Genomic DNA, 16,140 nt, shown 5'->3' on the forward strand with positions numbered 1-16,140 from the left:
CCCCGCACCCGCATCCGACAACATCGCCTCCACACGCCCAGCCGGATACGACGGATCAAGCGGCACATACGCCCCACCCGCCTTCCACACACCCAACAGACACACCAACAACCCCACACCACGATCCAGCAGCACACCCACCACCGACTCAGGACCCACCCCAAGACCACGCAGCACACGCGCCACCTGATTCGCCCGCGCATCCAACTCCGCAAACGACAAACACCCATCCACACCAACCACCGCCGGCGCATCCGGAACCACCACCGCCTGCCGCTCCACCAGCTCCTGTACGGAGAGGGCGTCGCTCTCGGCGCTCGGGCCCGCGGCCCGCTCGGCGAGCCGGCCGCGCTCTTCCTGTGTCAGCAGGTCGATCCCGTCGAGGCGGCTGTGCGGCTGGGCGGCGAAGGCTTCCAGCAGGCGTACGTAGCGGGCGGCGATGCGCTCGACGGTGGCGCGCTCGAACAGCGAGGTGGCGTATTCGAGGCTGCCGGCGAACGAGCCGTCGGGCTGCCGCTTCATGTAGAGCGTCAGGTCCGTCTTGGCGACGCTCAGTGCCTCCTGGACGGCGCTCAGGTCCTCGGCGACCTCGACCGCCTGGGCTGCCTCGGCCGATCCGCCGAAGAGCTCGTCGTGCAGGTCGAAGGCGGCCTGGTACAGAGGCGTGCGGGACAGATCGCGTTCGGGTTCCAGGGTCTCCACCAGGCGCTCGAAGGGGAGCGTCGCGTGGGCGAAGGCGTCGCGGCAGACGTTGCGGACGCGCTGGACGGCCTCGGTGAAGTCCAGGCCGCCGTCGAGCCGGCAGCGCAGCACGAGGCTGTTGAGGAAGAAGCCGACCACGCCCTCGAGCTCGGGCCGGTCACGGCCCGCCGTGGGCGTGCCCACGGGAATGTCCCACTGGCCGGTGTGCCGGGCCAGAAGGGTGGCGTAGGCGGTGAGCAGGGTCATGAACGGCGTCGCACCGTGCTGCCGGCCGAGGGCCGTGAGGCTCTCGGCGACGGTGGCGGGAACGGTGAAGGGGACGCTGTCGCCGAGGGAGTCGCGCACGGACGGGCGCTGCCGGTCGGTGGGCAGCGCCAGCGGCTCGATGGCGTCGAGGACCTCTCGCCAGTGGGTGAGTTCCGCCTCCACCACCTCGTCGGTGAGCCGCTGCCGCTCCCACACGGCGTAGTCCGCGTACTGGACGGGCAGGGGCGGGAGTTCGGTGGCGCGGTGGGCGGCGTGGTCGGTCAGGAGCCGGCGCAGTTCGCGCTCCAGGACGCCGGAGGACCAGCCGTCGGAGGCGATGTGGTGCAGGGTGAGGAGCAGGCCGTCCGGCTCGCCGGGCAGCCGGACCAGCAGGGCCCGGGCCACCGGGCCGGTGACCAGGTCGAAGCCCTGGCACAGTTCTTCGCGCAGCGTCGCGGTGAGCTCCGCGCGGGTGGTCGCGACGGTGCGTACGGGCAGGGTGCCGTCGGCAGCGGGGATCTGCACCGGCTCGCCGTCGACGGCGGCGTACGTGGTGCGGAGCACTTCGTGCCGGGCGAGAAGGACGTCGAGGCACTGTCGTACGGCGTCGGCGTCCAGGCCCTCGGGAACGCGCAGCCACAGGCCGGTGACCCATTCGGGGCTGCGGGGTGCCATGCGGTCGAGGAACCACAGGCGTCGCTGGCCGAAGGACAGCGGCAGAGCCGCGCCGTCGCGGGAGGTCGGGGCGACGGGGCGGTCGGCCGTGGCTTCGGGGGCGATGAGCCGGGCCTGGGCCTCGATGGTGGTGGCGGTGAGCAGGGCCCGCAGCGGGATGGTCACGCCGGATGCGGCACGCAGATTGTTGGCGAGCCGGGTCAGCTGGAGGGAGGTGCCGCCGAGCTGGAAGAAGTCGTCGAGGACGCCGAGTCCGTCATCGCCTTGGCCCGTGCCCGTACCGAGGATGTCGCGCCAGGCGGCGGCGACGGTGTGCTCGGCGGAGGTGCGGGGCGCGACGCGCGTGGGCCGTCCGGTGGCGGGCGCCTGGTCGGGGGTGGGCAGCGCAGCGCGGTCGATCTTGCCGTTGGCGGTGAGGGGGAAGACGTCGAGCTGGAGGAAGAGGGACGGCAGGTGGGTCTCGGGGAGCCGGTCGCGCAGGAAGGCGCGCAGCCCGGCGGGGTCGAGAGGGCCGTCGTGGCGGACGTGGGCGACGAGGCGTGCCGTGCCGTCGGCCTTCGCCGCGGTGACCGCGCATTCCTGGACGCCGGGGTGGGCGGAGAGGGCGGCCTCGATCTCCGCGGGCTCGATGCGGACGCCGTTGACCTTGACCTGGTGGTCGACGCGGTCGAGGTACTCCAGGGTGCCGTCGGGACGCCAGCGCACGAGGTCGCCGGTGCGGTACAGCCGCTCGCCGGGGTGGCCGAACGGGTCGGGGACGAAGCGGTCGGCGGTCAGCCCCGGCCGGCCGAGGTATCCGCGGGCGACGCCGGGGCCGCCCAGGTGGAGTTCACCGGTGACTCCGATGGGCACGGGCATGCCGTGGCGATCGAGGACGAGGGCCCGGGTGTGGTGGATGGGGCGGCCGATGGGTACGGAGCCGACGGTCTGGGCGGGGTCGTAACGGTGCTCGGTGGCGTTGACCGTGCACTCGGTGGGGCCGTAGCTGTTCCAGACCTCGACGTCGGTCTTCTGGAGCAGCCGCTGGACGAGTTCGGCGTGCAGCGGTTCGCCGCCGGAGAGGACCAGGCGCAGCGCGGTGCGGTCCGCCCAGGCGGGTTCCTCGATCAGGAGCCTGAGGACGGAGGGTACGACCTGCAGGACGGTGATGTTGTGGGCGGCGACGGCACGGACGAGGGCCGTGGGGTCGCTCTCGGCTCCGTGCGGTGCCATGACGACGGTGGCACCGGCGAGCAGCGGGGCGAACAGTTCCCAGCACGAGGCGTCGAAGGTGAGGGGCGTCTTCTGCAGGACGCGGTCGGTGTCCGTCAGCTGGTGGGTGCCGGCCATCCAGCGGTTGAGGTTGGCGACACCCGCGTGGCTGACCACGACACCTTTGGGCCGGCCGGTGGTGCCGGAGGTGTACAGCACATAGGCGGTGTTCTGCGGACCCACGGCCACAGCGGGGGCGTTCGTGGGTTGTGCGGCGACCTGTTCGCGGACGGCCTCGATGACGAGGGGGCGGGCCGTGGCGCCGGGTACGGCGTCGGCGGACGCCTCGTCAGTGAGGACGAGGGCGGCCTTGGTGTCGTTCAGGACCCACTCGGTGCGCTGCCGGGGATGTCCCGGGTCGAGGGGGACGTAGCCGGCGCCTGCTTTCCAGATGCCGAGCAGCGCTGTCAGCAGGTCGGTGCCGCGCCGCATGCAGACGGCGACGAGCGTTTCCGGTCCCGCGCCACTGTCCCGCAGGAAGTGGGCCAGCTGATTGGCCCGTGCGTCCAGTTCGGCGTAGCTCAGCGCGGTCTCACCCGAGATCACCGCCGTGTGCGCGGGCGAGGCCGCGGCCTGGCCGGCGATGAGTACGTGAGTGAGCGCGTTCTCGTCGGAGAAGTCGCCCGACTGCGACTCAGGGGACATGGTGTTCCTTTGCGTGATCAGCAGCGGTGAGCGGGACAAGCGGTGCGGGACCGGGGCGGGTCAGGCGGCGGCCTGTTCCTGCATGCGGCGGCGCAGGCTCAGCGGACGCATGTCGGTCCAGACGGTGTCGATGTGAGCGAGGCACTCCTCCCGGGTGCCTTCCTTGCCCTCGGCGCGCCAGCCGGCGGGCAGGTCCCGGTCGATCCACCAGATCGAGTACTGCTCCTCGTGGTTGAGCACGACGCGGTAGGTGCGGTCATCGGTCCGCTCTTCAGCCATGGAATGAACTCCTCGCAGGATTCGTAGGTGGGGCGATTCACTCACCCCGTCCCTGCACTGCGGCATATCAGTCCTATACGGGCCCTATATCCGGCCCTTGGTCCCGCCGCCGGGTGGCCGTTCGCGAAGGCCCTTGCGGCGAAGGGCAGTTGCTCGATGATCTAGCACCTGCTAACTTCTGTTGGCATGAGCAAGGGGAACACCGCGAAGACCGGTGTGACCGGCGATGATCTGGTGCAGGTCATGGCGGCGCTGTCGAACCCGCACCGCATGCGGGTCGTGGCTGCTGTCGCCCGGCAACGCAACTATGTGAGCCGGCTCGCACGAGAGTTGGGCATCAGCAGGGCACTGCTGCAGATCCACCTTCGTAAGCTGGAGTCAGCAGGGCTCGTATCCGCCAGACTCGAACTCTCCGAGGACGGCAAGGCGATGAAGTTCTACGAGACGACGCCCTTCGCCTTCCACATCACACCGCAGTCCATCGCGACCGCTGCCGAAACGCTGCATTTCGAGGGCGCGTCAGACGGTGAAAGCAATCAGAAGGAGCAGTTGTGACGTTCTACGATCCGGACGCCGTCGTCTGGACTCTCGGATCGCTCGTCCTCATCGTGCCGGTCCTGATCGTGGCCATACGCCAGTCGGGCGCCACGGCACGGGCCAAGGCTCAGCTGGCGCGGGAGCAGGAGTACCAGCGGCTGACCGAACTGTCCGTGACGGCACAGGAACTGACGGATCAGAAGCTCGGCGAGATCGCCGCACAGCTCACGGACATCAGTGCGCGCGTGGCCTCTGTGGAAAGGTCCCTCAAGGAGATCGAGTAGAGATCCCGTAAAGAAATCTGGGTCGCCGGGCGGCCACCCGACGACCCAGGTCAGAGAAACACGCGTCTTCGTCTCGGGACGAATCCCGTCAAGCGCATCTCTCCGAGAAGGGAGAGCAGCCCGTGCTGCTCAAGAGCAAGTCCATCGACGACGGCTTCGCCGGCACCGACATGAGGAAACTGTCCCTCCCGCTCAGCGGCTGGTCCCTGCGGATCGGCCGGAGCAGCGAGAGGCGTACCTCACTGGCAGTTTACGACAGCGCGGGCGACTGCGTGGATGCCATGGTGTCGTCCTTCCTCGCTCCCACCTTGTTGCGCGACGCGTGCCACGGTGAACGGGACGGGCAGCACTGGACCGTCGCCTGGGGAAAGGTTCCCCGCCATGTTGAGGACGTGCACGTCGCCTTCCGGCAGCCACGAAGGGTACTGCCGGTCCCGCCCATCATCGTCGCGAACCGCTTCTGGGTCGCCGAGACCACCGGTCGGTTCAAACACGTCGCGGCCTTCGCCGACGGCTCGCCCTGGCGCCTGAAGGCGCGCGAGAGCTGACCGCCGGCAGCGCGCGAACGCCTCGGCGCCGTCCGTCCGACGGTCTCGTCCCGTCACCGCTTCCAGCACTGCATGAGGAACTCCACTGCCATGACGACCACGTCGCAATCCTCCCGTCTCACCAACGCCGCGAAGCTGGCCGCGCTGTGCGCGGTCACCGCCTCCCTGGCGACGGCCTGCTCCTTGACGCCGCCCAAGAGCGGTGAGAAGTCCTACGAGGTCACCGAGAAGGTCACGTCGCTGCGCGTCGACGACTATGCGGGATCCATCGAAGTCGTCGGTGGCAACAGCGGCGCCGTCAAGGTCACCGAGAAGTACGAGTACAGCGACGGCAAGCCGCGGACCGAACACTCCGTCAAGGGTGGCGAGCTGCTGCTCAAGAACCCCGGCTGCGGCGCCGACGCCGACAAGTGCAGCGTGAAGTACCGGGTGGAGGTGCCTGCGGCGGTCGCGGCCCATCTCACGCTCGGCGGCGGCGAGATCACCGTCCGCGGCCTGTCCGGTACCACCTACGCCAAGTCCGAGGGCGGGTCCGTGCAGGTCTCGGAGTCCAGTGCCAAGACGGTGACCGCCCTCGTGGACGGAGGCGACGCCTCCGCCTCCTTCGCCGCCGTACCCGACCAGGTGAGGGTGGAGTCCGGCGGCGGCGACGTCACGGTCCGCCTGCCGCAGAGCACGTACGCCGTGACCGCGCAGACGGACGGCGGGGACCGCAAGGTCGCGGTGAAGACCGACCCGGCTTCCCCGCACAAGATCAAGGCCCACACCGACGGCGGAGATGTCAGCGTCCTCTCCGCCGGATGACGTCCCCGTAACCCCCGACGGGGACGACCCTGCGGCTGAGCCCTCTCCGGGCTCAGCCGCAGACGGTCGCGGGCGGCGGCCGAAGGCCACCGACGGTCGGCCGTGTCAGGCCGCGCTGAGGGGGTGACCGACTCCGCCGGCCGGAACGCACGGCACGACGGTGTCGTCGACGCGCAGCGGCTCCATGCCCTCGGCATGAGCGTGCTCCCAGGCCATGACCCAGGTCAGCGGGTGCATGCGGTAGCAGTCCTCGGCGTCGTCGTGAACCATGAGCAGGTGGTGGTCGACGAGTTCGTCGATGAGGTTCTGTGTCTCCTCGGCCGGTTTGCCGACGGCCAAGACGGCCAAGGACAGCGGGAACGGCGAGGTACCCAGCGTCGCGAGGGCCAGCAGTGTGCGTCGCGCGTCCTCGCGGCACGCCGCGTAGGTTTCCTCGATCCGCGCCCTGACCCGCAGGTCGCCCAGCTCGAGTTCGTCCAGGATGCGGTCCTGATCGGCCAGTCGGCCGGCCAGTCTGGCGAGCGTCCAGTGCGGCCGGGCCGCGAGCCTGGCACCGCTGACCCGCACGGCGAGCGGATGACCGGCGCACAGCTCGACGATGCGGGACGCCGCCTGCGGCTCGCGGGCCGTACGTCGCGGGCCGACGATCCGGGTCAGCAGCTCCAAGGACTCCTCGTGGCTCAGTTCACCGAGGATCACGCTGCGGGCACCTTCTAATGCGGCCAGTCGGCCGCGGCTGGTGACCAGCACTCCGCAGCCGGATGTACCAGGCAGCAGAGGACGGATCTCGTCCTCGCTCCGTGCGTTGCCGATGACGATCAGCAGGCGGCGCCCGGAGACACAACTGCGGTAGTAGCGGGCGAGCTCACCGAGGCTCTCCGGCATCGCGGCGGCGTCGACGCCGAGCGCGCCCAGCAGGTCGCGCAACGTCCCGGCGGGCCCGGCCGACCGGTTGGCCGCGTCGAGGTCGATGTACACCTGCCCGTCCGGGTACTGGGTCCGCAGCCGGTGCGCCGCGTGGAGCGCCAGCGCGGTCTTGCCGATGCCGGGCATGCCCAGGACCGTACAGACCGCCGGAGCGCCCTCGTGGTCGTCCCGGTTCGCCAACCACGTGCAGACCTCGTCCAGTTCGGCCGTACGGCCGGTGAAATCCGCGGGAGGAGGCGGCAATTGCGCCGGCGGAACCGCCGGTGTGCCGCCGCGCGCCGGCCCGGCCTCGAACACGGGCTTCGCGGTCACCGTCGGAGCGGCCTGGGCCACGGACACGGACGACAACACACCGCGCGATGATCCGCTCTCCTGGCCCGACGACGGCGTCGAGTCGTCGGTGAGCACCCTGTGGTGCACCTCCTGGAGCAGTCTGCCGGGCTCCAGTCCCAAGTCGTTGACCAGCAGCCTGCGGTATTCGTGATACACCTCCAGGGCCTCCACGAGCCGGCCGCAGCGGTGCAGCGCGCACATCAGCTGTGCGCGGGGCCGTTCCCGGTGCGGGTGGGCGCTCACCAGGGCCATCAACTCGGCGATCAGTTCGGCGTGCCGGCCGTCCTCGAGGTCCGCGTCGATACGGTCCTCGAGGACGACGAGGCGCGCCTCCTCCAGCTGCGGCCCCTCGGCCGAGAGCAGGAACTCGCTGGCTCCCGCGAGCGCAGGGCCTCGCCACAGCGCCAGCGCGGCGGTGAAGTGCGCGGACGCCTGGTCAGGGCGGCCGGAAGCCGTTGCGTGGCGTCCGAGCGCGGTCAGCTGCTCGAACTCCACCAGATCAAGGCTGTGCAACTTGCTGCTGATGCGGTACCCCGGCCGCTGCCGCTCGATCCGCACCTCGGGCCCCAGCAGACCGCGCAGCCGGGACACATAGGTCTGTATCTGCGCCTGGGCCGTGGCAGGCGGGGCCTCGCCCCACAGGAGGTCCGCGAGGACGGTGTCGGAGACGACCCGGCCCCTCGACAGCACCAGGACGGCCAGAACGGTCGTGATTTTCGAGCCTTGCAGCTCTACTTCTCGGCCTTCTCTCCATACCTCGATCGGCCCCATGACATGAAATCGCATTTCGTTCCCCCACGAACCGATCCTTGGCCTGCCTGAACGGCAGACACCCAAGATCATATACCGGTCATCGGTTCCCCGACGGGGGTGGTAGTTGCAGACCGAACGGGCAGCTATAGCTGCGGTATGGGTTATATATAGGACCGATGCCAATGCTTGAGAGACGTATTTTGCGCTTTGCAAAGGATGTCTCAGGTGCCGAACAAGCAACGCATTGCCACCTCCCTCCTCGCTGCGGCACTGACCGCGACCGGTACCACGGCCCTCGCGCCCGCCGCCCAGGCGGCCCCGGCCGCGCAGGCCGGCGGGGCCGCCTGCGGCTACCGGCAGCCCACGCACCTGCCGGTGGGCCAGGACGTCACCGCGGGCACCGTCACCGCCACGGCCGGCACGGGCGTCTACGCGGGCACGGTCGAGGTCCCGAGCGGCTCCAGCGGCACGAAGAAGCACGCCGCACTGTGGACCGGCGGCGCCTACACCGACCTCGGCACCGTGGCGGACGCCGAGGACGGCCTCTGGGTCCGCGGCGTCAACAGCAGCGGCACGGTGGTCGGCGGGGCCACGAAGGTCGTCGGCAGCACCGAGGGCTGGCCCCAGACCGAGAACTATCCCGTCCGCTCCCGGGGGAGCAAGCTCGAGCGCCTTCCCGTTCCCGCCGGGGCGCACGACGTCGTCGCGGCGGCCGTCACCGAGCACGGGGACATCTACGGCTACGGGTACGGTGCCGACGACAACAACTACACCAAGGTGTACATGTGGCCCGCCGACAAGCCCGGCACTGTGCTCGAGCCCACCGGCTTCCCGCGCGGCAGCGAGGTGGAGGGCGTCGACACCGACGGCACGGTCGCCGTCACCGCGGTGTCCAACCCCGCGGGCACCTGGCGCCCGTACGTGTGGCGGGACGGCGTCGCCAAGGCCCTGCCGCTTCCGTCCGGTGCGCCGAACGCCGCCGTCTCGGCGATCTCCGACGGTCGCCTCGTAGGCCACGGCCTCACCGCCGACTTCGGCTACTTCGCCGTCCTGTGGGACAAGGACGGTAAGGCCAAGAAGCTGCCGGGCGGCCAGGACGCCACCGCCATCAACGCGGACGGCCTGATCCTCGGCACGGGCAAGACCAACCTCTGGCAGCTCACCCAGGCCAAGCCCGCCCTCGACGGCCGGGGTTCCCTCACGACCATCACCACCGACTCCACGATCGCCGGCTCCGCACCGGTCGACGGCGGCAAGTCCGCCGATCTCCCGGCACTCTGGCACTGCAACTGAACACGGGACCGGTCGGGGCCGGACAGGATCGGGCCGCAAAGCACCACGAGTGAATGCGTCCGTGCGCCCCCCCCAGGCCGAACCCGAACCTTGCCGGTGGAATCCGCTTGCTCTGCTTTGCTTGTCAGCCAGCGCATCGCCAGGGCCAGAACGTCCGGCATCCGTACGGGACTGACGTCGTGGGCGACGAGGAGTTCCCGTTCCTTTATCAGAATGCCTACGTCCGTGGCGTCAAGGCCCTCGGCATTCCGCACGATCTCCGAGACTCCCTGGAGACGGTCGCTGGACAGAATTCCCGCCAGGAACCATCACCTGACGCTCCGTCAGAATCAGCAGGTCAGAGTCCCTTTGCTGCGGGCTCAAGAATCGCCACGCACTCCACATGATGCGTCATCGGAAACAGGTCGAACGCCCGCAGTGTCCGCACCCGGTATCCGCCCTCGCGGAAGTACGCCAGGTCACGGGCCAGTGCGGCGGGATCGCAGGCGACGTAGGCGATGCGGCGCGCGTCGAGGGAGGTGAGGTGGGCGACCGTGTCGCGGCCCGCGCCGGCCCTCGGGGGGTCCAGGACGATCAGGTCGACCTCGGTGATGCCGGTGCGCGGCAGGACCGACTCGACCTTGCCCTGTTCGATGCGGACCCGGGGGAAGTCCGCGAGGTTGTGGCGGGCGTCCTCGACCGCCCGCTTGCCGGACTCGACGCCGAGGACCGCGCCCTGCTCACCGAGGCGGTCGGCCAACGCCCCCGCGAACAGGCCCACTCCGCAGTAGAGGTCCAGGGCCATCTCGCCCTTGCGGGGCAGCAGGCCCTGCATGACCGCCGTCACCAGGGTGTCCGCCGCCTTCGGATGGACCTGCCAGAAACCGCCGTTGCCCACCCGGTGCGTACGGCCGTCGGCGCGTTCGCGGACGAAGGGGCGGCCGTGGACGCGGTGCACCCCGCCGGACTTCTCGTCGACCCGGAGGACCGACACCGGCCTGTCCAGTTCGACCAGCGGGAGCCGGCCGCCCGGGCGCGGGGTGAGGATCACCTGGCGGTCCTGCGAGCCGGTCGCCGCGATCGCCTCGACCGTCTCCATTCCGGTCCAGTCGCGCCGCTCGATGCCCAGCTCGCTGACGCCCTCCGCCGCGATCATGCAGTGGTCGATGCGTTCGACCTCGTGCGAGCGGTGGCGGCGCAGGCCCGCGTGGCCCTCGGCGTCGACGGCGTACTGCACGCGGGTGCGCCACTGCGGGACCTGACCCGCGGGCAGCTTGTCGCCCTCGGCCGGCACCACCGTGCCGTCCCAGCCGGCCTCTTCGGGGGTGAGGCCCGCGAGCCGCTTGAGCTGCTCGGCGATCACCTCGCCCTTCAGCCGGCGCTGGGCGCCCGGCTTGGCGTGCTGCCAGTCGCAGCCACCGCAGCGTCCCGGTCCGGCGAAGGGGCAGGGGGCCTCGATGCGGTCCTTGGACGCCTCCAGGATCCGTACGGCGTCCGCGCGCAGGAAGCGGGCTCCCTCCTCGCCCTCGGTCACCCTCGCCACCACCCGCTCGCCCGGCAGCGTGTGCCGGACGAACAGCACCTGCCCCTCGGACGTACGGGCGATGCAGTGACCGCCGTGGGCGACCGGGCCGATCTCGACCTCGTACTCCTCCCCGACCAGCGACTTCTTCGGTTCTGCCTGCATGGCGGGGTGACTCCAGATCGGGAACGGGAAACGGCCGGACAACAGCCCACCAGTCTACGTGGCTGTCGTCCGGCCGCTCACCGCGGGCCGCGGCCCCGGGCCCGGTGCTCCGGACCGGGGGCGCGGCGCTCAGTCCTTGGCTGTCGACGGCTCCTTGGGCCGCTCCGCCGCCGGACCGCGTCGGACCGCACCCGGTGCGCTCCATTCCTGCCGCTTGCGGGCACGGTTGCGGGCGACCTCGGAGGACTCCAGCTGATAGGGCACGGAGGTGACCATCACGCCGGGTGTGAACAGCAGGCGGCCCTTCAGGCGCAGCGCGCTCTGGTTGTGCAGCAGGTGCTCGTACCAGTGGCCGACCACGTACTCGGGGATGATCACCGAGACGGCGTCGCGCGGGGACTCCTTGCGCAGGCCCTTGACGTACTCGATCACCGGGCGGGTGACCTCCCGGTAGGGCGAGTCCAGGACCTTCAGCGGTACGTCGATGCCGCGCCGCTCCCACTCGTCGCGCAGCGCCTTGGTCTCGGCCGGGTCGACGTTGACCGTCAGGGCCTCCAGGGTGTCCGAGCGCATCAGCTTGGCGTAGGCCAGGGCGCGCAGCGTCGGGCGGTGGATCTTGGAGATCAGGACGACCGAGTGCACCCGGGACGGGCGGACGAGGTCGTCGTCCGGCTCCTCGGGGGCGGCGATCTCCTCGGCGACGCGGTCGTAGTGCCTACGGATCGCGGTCATGGTCGCATAGAAGATGCACATGCCGAGCACGGCCACCCATGCGCCGTGCGTGAACTTGGTGATCAGCACCACGACCAGCACCAGGCCGGTCAGGAAGGCGCCGAACGCGTTGATCGCACGGGAGCGGATCATGTGGCGGCGCTTGGCCTGGTCCTTCTCGACCCGCAGGTGCCGGTTCCAGTGCCGGACCATGCCGATCTGGCTGAGCGTGAAGGACACGAACACGCCGACGATGTACAGCTGGATCAGCCGCGTGGAGTCAGCGCCGTAGATGACGGTCAGCAGCGCCGCGGTGCCGGCGAGCAGCACGATGCCGTTGGAGAAGGCGAGCCGGTCGCCGCGGGTGTGCAGCTGGCGCGGGAGGTAGCGGTCCTGGGCGAGGATCGAGCCGAGCAGCGGGAAGCCGTTGTACGCCGTGTTCGCCGCCAGGAACAGGACCAGGGCCGTCGCCGCCGCGAGGACGATGAACAGGAAGCTGCCCTTGCCGAAGACCGCCTCGGCGACCTGGGAGATCACCGGGTTCTGGACGTAGCCGGAGCCGAGCGGGTGGCCGTTGTGGATCAGGTCGACGGCCGGGTTCTCGGCCATGTGGACCTTGGTCGTCATCGCGAGGGCGATGATGCCGCAGAACATGGTGACGGCCAGCAGGCCCATCAGGGCGAGCGTGGTCGCCGCGTTCTTCGACTTGGGCTTGCGGAAGGCCGGGACGCCGTTGGAGATGGCCTCGACACCGGTGAGGGCCGCACAGCCCGAGGAGAAGGCCCGCAGCAGCAGGAAGACCAGCGCGAAGCCCGCGAGACCCTGGTGCTCGGCGTTGATGTGGTAGTCGGCGGTCGGTGCTCGCATGGTGTGGCCGAGGATCAGGCCCCGGACGGCACCCCACGCGATCATGATGAAGACGCCGCCGACGAACACGTACGTCGGGATCGCGAAGAGCTTGCCGGACTCCTTCACGCCGCGCAGGTTCATCAGCGTCAGCAGCACGATCACGATGACCGCGCACAGCACCTTGTGCTGGACGACGAAGGGGATCGCGGAGCCGAGGTTCTCGATGCCGGAGGCGATGGAGACGGCGACGGTCATGACGTAGTCCACGAGCAGGGCGCTCGCCACGGTCAGACCGGCTTTGGCGCCGAGGTTGGTCGTGGCGACCTCGTAGTCGCCGCCGCCGCTCGGGTACGCGTGGACGTTCTGCCGGTAGGAGGCGACCACGGTGAACATCAGCACCACGACCGCGACGGCGATCCACGGGCTGAAGTGGTACGCCGACACGCCCGCGATGGACAGGACCAGCAGGACCTCCCCCGGCGCGTAGGCGACGGAGGACAGCGGGTCGGAGGCGAAGACGGGGAGTGCGATGCGCTTCGGCAGGAGCGTTTCGCCCAGCCGGTCACTGCGCAGTGCGCGCCCGATCAGGATCCGTTTGGGCACGTCGGTCAGTTTGGACACGACAGAGGATCGTAGGCCTTCGAACAGGCTGCCGCCCACCCGGCATCCCGGATCTGCCTCACGAGTGAAATCAGAGGCGCACGTTACTGCGGATTCCGTGGTCCGCGCGCTCCCCGTGCCTAGATGGCAGATCCCGCATGTCGTCGCACCTCGGAGGACCTATGCCCGCCACCGCGGAGCTGATCGGAGCGACCCTCGCCCTGCTCGGCCTCGGAATCCTGACCCTGTGCAGCGTGCGCAGCATCACTCGCCGCCGCCCGCCCCCGGTGATCGCCGACGGGGACCACTGACGCCGCTCACGCGCATGATCGCGGACGGTGATCACGGCGAACCCGCGCACGGGGGTGCCCACCCCCGGCGCCCCTGTGTAGCTTTGGGCGTCGGTCTGAGACCCTGATGCTGAGCAGTAACTTTTGGACACCGGAAGGACGGTCGTGCACATCGTCATCATGGGCTGCGGAAGAGTGGGCTCCGCTCTTGCCCAGACCCTGGAGCAACAGGGCCACACGGTCGCCGTGATCGACCAGGACCCCACCGCCTTCCGCCGGCTGGGCCCGGGATTCGGGGGTCGCCGGGTCACCGGGGTCGGCTTCGACCAGGACACCCTGCGCGAGGCGGGCATCGAGGAGGCGGGCGCCTTCGCCGCCGTCTCCAGCGGTGACAACTCCAACATCATCTCCGCGCGCGTGGCCCGCGAGATGTTCGGCGTGGAGAACGTGGCCGCCCGTATCTACGACCCGCGCCGTGCCGAGGTCTACCAGCGCCTCGGCATCCCCACCGTGGCGACGGTCCGCTGGACGGCGGACCAGATGCTGCGCCGGCTGCTGCCCTCCGGTGCCGAGCCGCTGTGGCGGGACCCCACCGGCGGGGTGCAGCTCGCCGAGGTGCACGCCTCCACGCAGTGGGTCGGCCACAAGATCAGCAAGCTGCAGGAGGAGACGGGCGTCCGCGTGGCGTTCCTGACCCGCCTGGGCGAGGCGATCCTGCCGACCTCGCAGACGGTCCTGCAGGAGGGCGACCTCGTGCACGTGATGATGCGGTCGGACGACGTCGAGAAGGTCGAGGCGGCGTTCGCCCAGGGCCCTGAAGAGGAGGGCGGTCACTGATGAGGGTCGCCATTGCCGGAGCCGGCGCCGTCGGCCGCTCGATCGCGGGCGAGCTGCTGGAGAACGGCCACGAGGTCCTGCTCATCGACAAGGCCCCGACCGCCATCTCGGTGGAGCGGGTGCCCCAGGCGGAGTGGCTGCTGGCCGACGCCTGCGAGATCACCTCCCTGGACGAGGCCGCGCTGCAGCGCTGCAACGTCGTCATCGCCGCGACCGGCGACGACAAGGTCAACCTGGTCGTCTCGCTGCTCGCGAAGACGGAGTACGGCGTCCCGCGCGTCGTCGCCCGCGTCAACAACCCGAAGAACGAGTGGCTGTTCAACGAGGCCTGGGGCGTGGACGTGGCCGTCTCCACCCCGCGCCTGATGTCCGCCCTGGTCGAGGAGGCGGTGAGCGTCGGTGACCTGGTCCGCCTGCTCCGCTTCAGCCACGGCGACGCCAACCTCGTCGAGCTGACCCTGCCGGAGGAGTCGGCCCTGGCCGGCACCCAGGTCGGCGACGTCGAGTGGCCCGAGGACACCTCCCTGGTCACGATCATCCGCGGCACCCGCGTCCTGACCCCGTCCAAGGAGGACTCCCTGGAGCCGGGCGACGAACTCCTCTTCGTGGCCGCCCAGGCCCGCGAGGAGCAGCTGGAGGAGCTGCTGTCGGTGCGCCGGGAAGAAGGCTGAGCCTGCGGGAAAGGGCGCCCTTGCTGACAAGGGCGCCCTTTTTCGTCGTACGACGGCTGTCTACGCCCCGCGGCGGTGCCGTCCGCCCGCCTGCTCGCCGCCCTCGGCGGCCAGCGCGGCCTTGCGCTCCTGCTCCGCCTTCTCCTCGGCCTCCATCTCCGCGAACACGTCGATCGGCGCGGGCGCCTTCGCGAGGAAGACCCAGGTGAGCCAGACCGCCAGCAGGAACGGCGGGATCTTCAGGGCGATCAGGACCCAGCCGAGCTTGGCGGTGTCGGACCACCAGTAGAGCGGGAAGAGGATCGCGCACTTGGCGAGCAGGATCAGGCCCCAGGCCCAACTGGCCTTCGCGTAGGCCTTCTTGCGGCCGGGGTTGCGGGTGCGCCAGGAGAGGTTCTCCTTGAAGACCGGGCCGAGGATCAGACCGATCAGGGGCACGCCGGCCAAGGTCGTGAAGATGTAGGCCAGCGCCAGGCCCAGCGTGTAGAGCATGCCGGGGAGGTAGAAGTCCTTGGCGTTGCCGGTGAACATCGCGAAGACCACACCGAAGGCCACACCGAAGACCCCGCTGAAGGCGTGCTTGACGGTGTCCTTCATGGCGAGCCGGACCACGACGAGAACCAGCGACACGGCCAGCGCGGCGAGCGCGGACATGTGGAGGTTCTTGTTGACCGTGAAGATCGCGACGAAGAGCAGGCCCGGCACGACCGTCTCGACCATGCCGCGGACACCGCCGAACGCCTCGAACAGCGCGGCCTCGGTCACCGCGCGGGCGTCACCGGCCGCGTCGGGCTGACTCTGGTCGGTGCCTTCGGTCGGCTTGTCGAGGGACGTCACCGGCTACTCCCGTCCGAGGGGTCGCAGTTCGTACTTGGGGTTGAAGAGCACCCGGCGGCCACGGCTCATGGAGATCCGGCCCGATGCGATCAGCTTGCGCCCCGGTTCTATGCCCACGATGGAACGCCTGCCGAGCCACACCACGTCCAGCGCGGCGGAGCCGTCGAACAGCTCGGCCTCCAGCGCCGGGACCCCGGCACGCGGACGCAGGGTGACCGTGCGCAAGGTACCAGTTACGGTGACGATCTGCCGGTCGTGGCAGTCACCGATCTTCGTACAGCCCGCCGTCTCGGCGTCCACGCGCAGCTCCTCGGACTCCAGGTCCTCCTGCGACGAGGAGAGCCGGTCGAGCATGCGCCGGAACCGGCCGGCCGGCTTTTCGGAACGAGGAACAGCACTCAT

General features: G+C 70.0%; 15 protein-coding genes. 8 read left to right on the forward strand and 7 right to left on the reverse strand.

Features of this window, described 5'->3' with window-relative positions:
* Together AB0D93_RS28010 and AB0D93_RS28015 are read right to left on the reverse strand one after the other, a co-directional pair.
* Positions 1-3,519, reverse strand: a 3,519-nt coding sequence (locus tag AB0D93_RS28010) for an amino acid adenylation domain-containing protein (RefSeq protein ID WP_362124706.1), incomplete at its 3' end; no start/stop codon positions are given.
* 60 nt (positions 3,520-3,579) lie between these two features.
* On the reverse strand, positions 3,580-3,798 hold the full coding sequence (locus AB0D93_RS28015) for an MbtH family NRPS accessory protein (RefSeq protein WP_362124709.1): 219 nt from the start codon (positions 3,796-3,798) through the stop codon (positions 3,580-3,582).
* Between the two features lie 186 nt (positions 3,799-3,984).
* Here AB0D93_RS28015 and AB0D93_RS28020 point away from each other — a divergent pair, with 186 nt between their 5' ends.
* The 4 genes from AB0D93_RS28020 to AB0D93_RS28035 all read left to right on the forward strand — a co-directional run bounded on the left by AB0D93_RS28020 (position 3,985) and on the right by AB0D93_RS28035 (position 5,971).
* The gene (locus tag AB0D93_RS28020; RefSeq protein WP_362124712.1) at positions 3,985-4,353 is read left to right on the forward strand and encodes a helix-turn-helix domain-containing protein; all 369 of its coding nucleotides are present in this window, start codon (positions 3,985-3,987) and stop codon (positions 4,351-4,353) included.
* The gene (locus AB0D93_RS28025; RefSeq protein WP_362124714.1) at positions 4,350-4,619 is read left to right on the forward strand and encodes a hypothetical protein; all 270 of its coding nucleotides are present in this window, start codon (positions 4,350-4,352) and stop codon (positions 4,617-4,619) included. Before AB0D93_RS28020 ends, AB0D93_RS28025 begins: the two co-directional genes overlap by 4 nt.
* A 122-nt stretch (positions 4,620-4,741) precedes the next feature.
* Positions 4,742-5,167, forward strand: coding sequence for a hypothetical protein (locus AB0D93_RS28030; protein WP_362124717.1), 426 nt, complete (start codon positions 4,742-4,744; stop codon positions 5,165-5,167).
* 90 nt (positions 5,168-5,257) lie between these two features.
* A complete protein-coding gene (locus tag AB0D93_RS28035) occupies positions 5,258-5,971 on the forward strand; it encodes a DUF4097 family beta strand repeat-containing protein (RefSeq protein ID WP_362124720.1) in 714 nt (237 codons plus the stop codon).
* Between the two features lie 105 nt (positions 5,972-6,076).
* On the opposite strand, the gene AB0D93_RS28040 is transcribed toward AB0D93_RS28035, so the two are convergent.
* Positions 6,077-8,074, reverse strand: coding sequence for a BTAD domain-containing putative transcriptional regulator (locus AB0D93_RS28040; protein WP_362124723.1), 1,998 nt, complete (start codon positions 8,072-8,074; stop codon positions 6,077-6,079).
* 135 nt (positions 8,075-8,209) lie between these two features.
* On the opposite strand from AB0D93_RS28040, the gene AB0D93_RS28045 reads away from it, so the two are divergent.
* On the forward strand, positions 8,210-9,277 hold the full coding sequence (locus tag AB0D93_RS28045) for a hypothetical protein (RefSeq protein WP_362124726.1): 1,068 nt from the start codon (positions 8,210-8,212) through the stop codon (positions 9,275-9,277).
* 337 nt (positions 9,278-9,614) lie between these two features.
* Here the strand turns inward: AB0D93_RS28045 and AB0D93_RS28050 are convergent, their stop codons facing one another.
* Positions 9,615-10,943: a TRAM domain-containing protein gene (locus AB0D93_RS28050; protein WP_362124729.1), complete on the reverse strand. Its 1,329-nt coding sequence runs from the start codon at positions 10,941-10,943 to the stop codon at positions 9,615-9,617.
* 129 nt (positions 10,944-11,072) lie between these two features.
* A complete protein-coding gene (locus tag AB0D93_RS28055) occupies positions 11,073-13,124 on the reverse strand; it encodes an APC family permease (RefSeq protein ID WP_362124732.1) in 2,052 nt (683 codons plus the stop codon).
* Positions 13,125-13,285: 161 nt separating this feature from the next.
* Between AB0D93_RS28055 and AB0D93_RS28060 the strand changes: the two genes are divergently transcribed.
* The 3 genes from AB0D93_RS28060 to AB0D93_RS28070 all read left to right on the forward strand — a co-directional run bounded on the left by AB0D93_RS28060 (position 13,286) and on the right by AB0D93_RS28070 (position 14,901).
* Positions 13,286-13,414 carry a hypothetical protein gene (locus tag AB0D93_RS28060; protein ID WP_362125076.1) on the forward strand — a complete coding sequence of 43 codons (129 nt, stop codon included), beginning with the start codon at positions 13,286-13,288 and terminating at the stop codon, positions 13,412-13,414.
* 144 nt (positions 13,415-13,558) lie between these two features.
* A complete protein-coding gene (locus tag AB0D93_RS28065; protein WP_362124735.1) occupies positions 13,559-14,230 on the forward strand; it encodes a TrkA family potassium uptake protein in 672 nt (223 codons plus the stop codon).
* Positions 14,230-14,901, forward strand: a complete 672-nt coding sequence (locus AB0D93_RS28070; RefSeq protein ID WP_362124737.1) for a TrkA family potassium uptake protein — start codon at positions 14,230-14,232, stop codon at positions 14,899-14,901. The genes AB0D93_RS28065 and AB0D93_RS28070 overlap by 1 nt, the downstream gene beginning before the upstream one ends.
* Before the next feature lie 60 nt (positions 14,902-14,961).
* Here the strand turns inward: AB0D93_RS28070 and AB0D93_RS28075 are convergent, their stop codons facing one another.
* Positions 14,962-15,738 (reverse strand): DUF3159 domain-containing protein, encoded by a 777-nt coding sequence (locus AB0D93_RS28075; RefSeq protein WP_362124740.1) that lies wholly within the window; start codon positions 15,736-15,738, stop codon positions 14,962-14,964.
* A gap of 3 nt (positions 15,739-15,741) precedes the next feature.
* A complete protein-coding gene (locus AB0D93_RS28080) occupies positions 15,742-16,140 on the reverse strand; it encodes an OB-fold nucleic acid binding domain-containing protein (protein WP_362124743.1) in 399 nt (132 codons plus the stop codon).

This window comes from Streptomyces sp. NPDC048191 (genome assembly GCF_040652655.1).
Taxonomy (GTDB): domain Bacteria; phylum Actinomycetota; class Actinomycetes; order Streptomycetales; family Streptomycetaceae; genus Streptomyces.

What these genes read in the sequence shown, in the direction of transcription:
- AB0D93_RS28035 (WP_362124720.1), top strand. Translation starts at nt 5,258, where the DNA reads ATGACGACCACGTCGCAATCCTCCCGTCTCACCAACGCCGCGAAGCTG.
- AB0D93_RS28040 (WP_362124723.1), bottom strand. Translation starts at nt 8,074, where the DNA reads ATGATCTTGGGTGTCTGCCGTTCAGGCAGGCCAAGGATCGGTTCGTGG.
- AB0D93_RS28020 (WP_362124712.1), top strand. Translation starts at nt 3,985, where the DNA reads ATGAGCAAGGGGAACACCGCGAAGACCGGTGTGACCGGCGATGATCTG.
- AB0D93_RS28080 (WP_362124743.1), bottom strand. Translation starts at nt 16,140, where the DNA reads ATGAGTGCTGTTCCTCGTTCCGAAAAGCCGGCCGGCCGGTTCCGGCGC.
- AB0D93_RS28015 (WP_362124709.1), bottom strand. Translation starts at nt 3,798, where the DNA reads ATGGCTGAAGAGCGGACCGATGACCGCACCTACCGCGTCGTGCTCAAC.
- AB0D93_RS28070 (WP_362124737.1), top strand. Translation starts at nt 14,230, where the DNA reads ATGAGGGTCGCCATTGCCGGAGCCGGCGCCGTCGGCCGCTCGATCGCG.
- AB0D93_RS28060 (WP_362125076.1), top strand. Translation starts at nt 13,286, where the DNA reads ATGCCCGCCACCGCGGAGCTGATCGGAGCGACCCTCGCCCTGCTCGGC.
- AB0D93_RS28050 (WP_362124729.1), bottom strand. Translation starts at nt 10,943, where the DNA reads ATGCAGGCAGAACCGAAGAAGTCGCTGGTCGGGGAGGAGTACGAGGTC.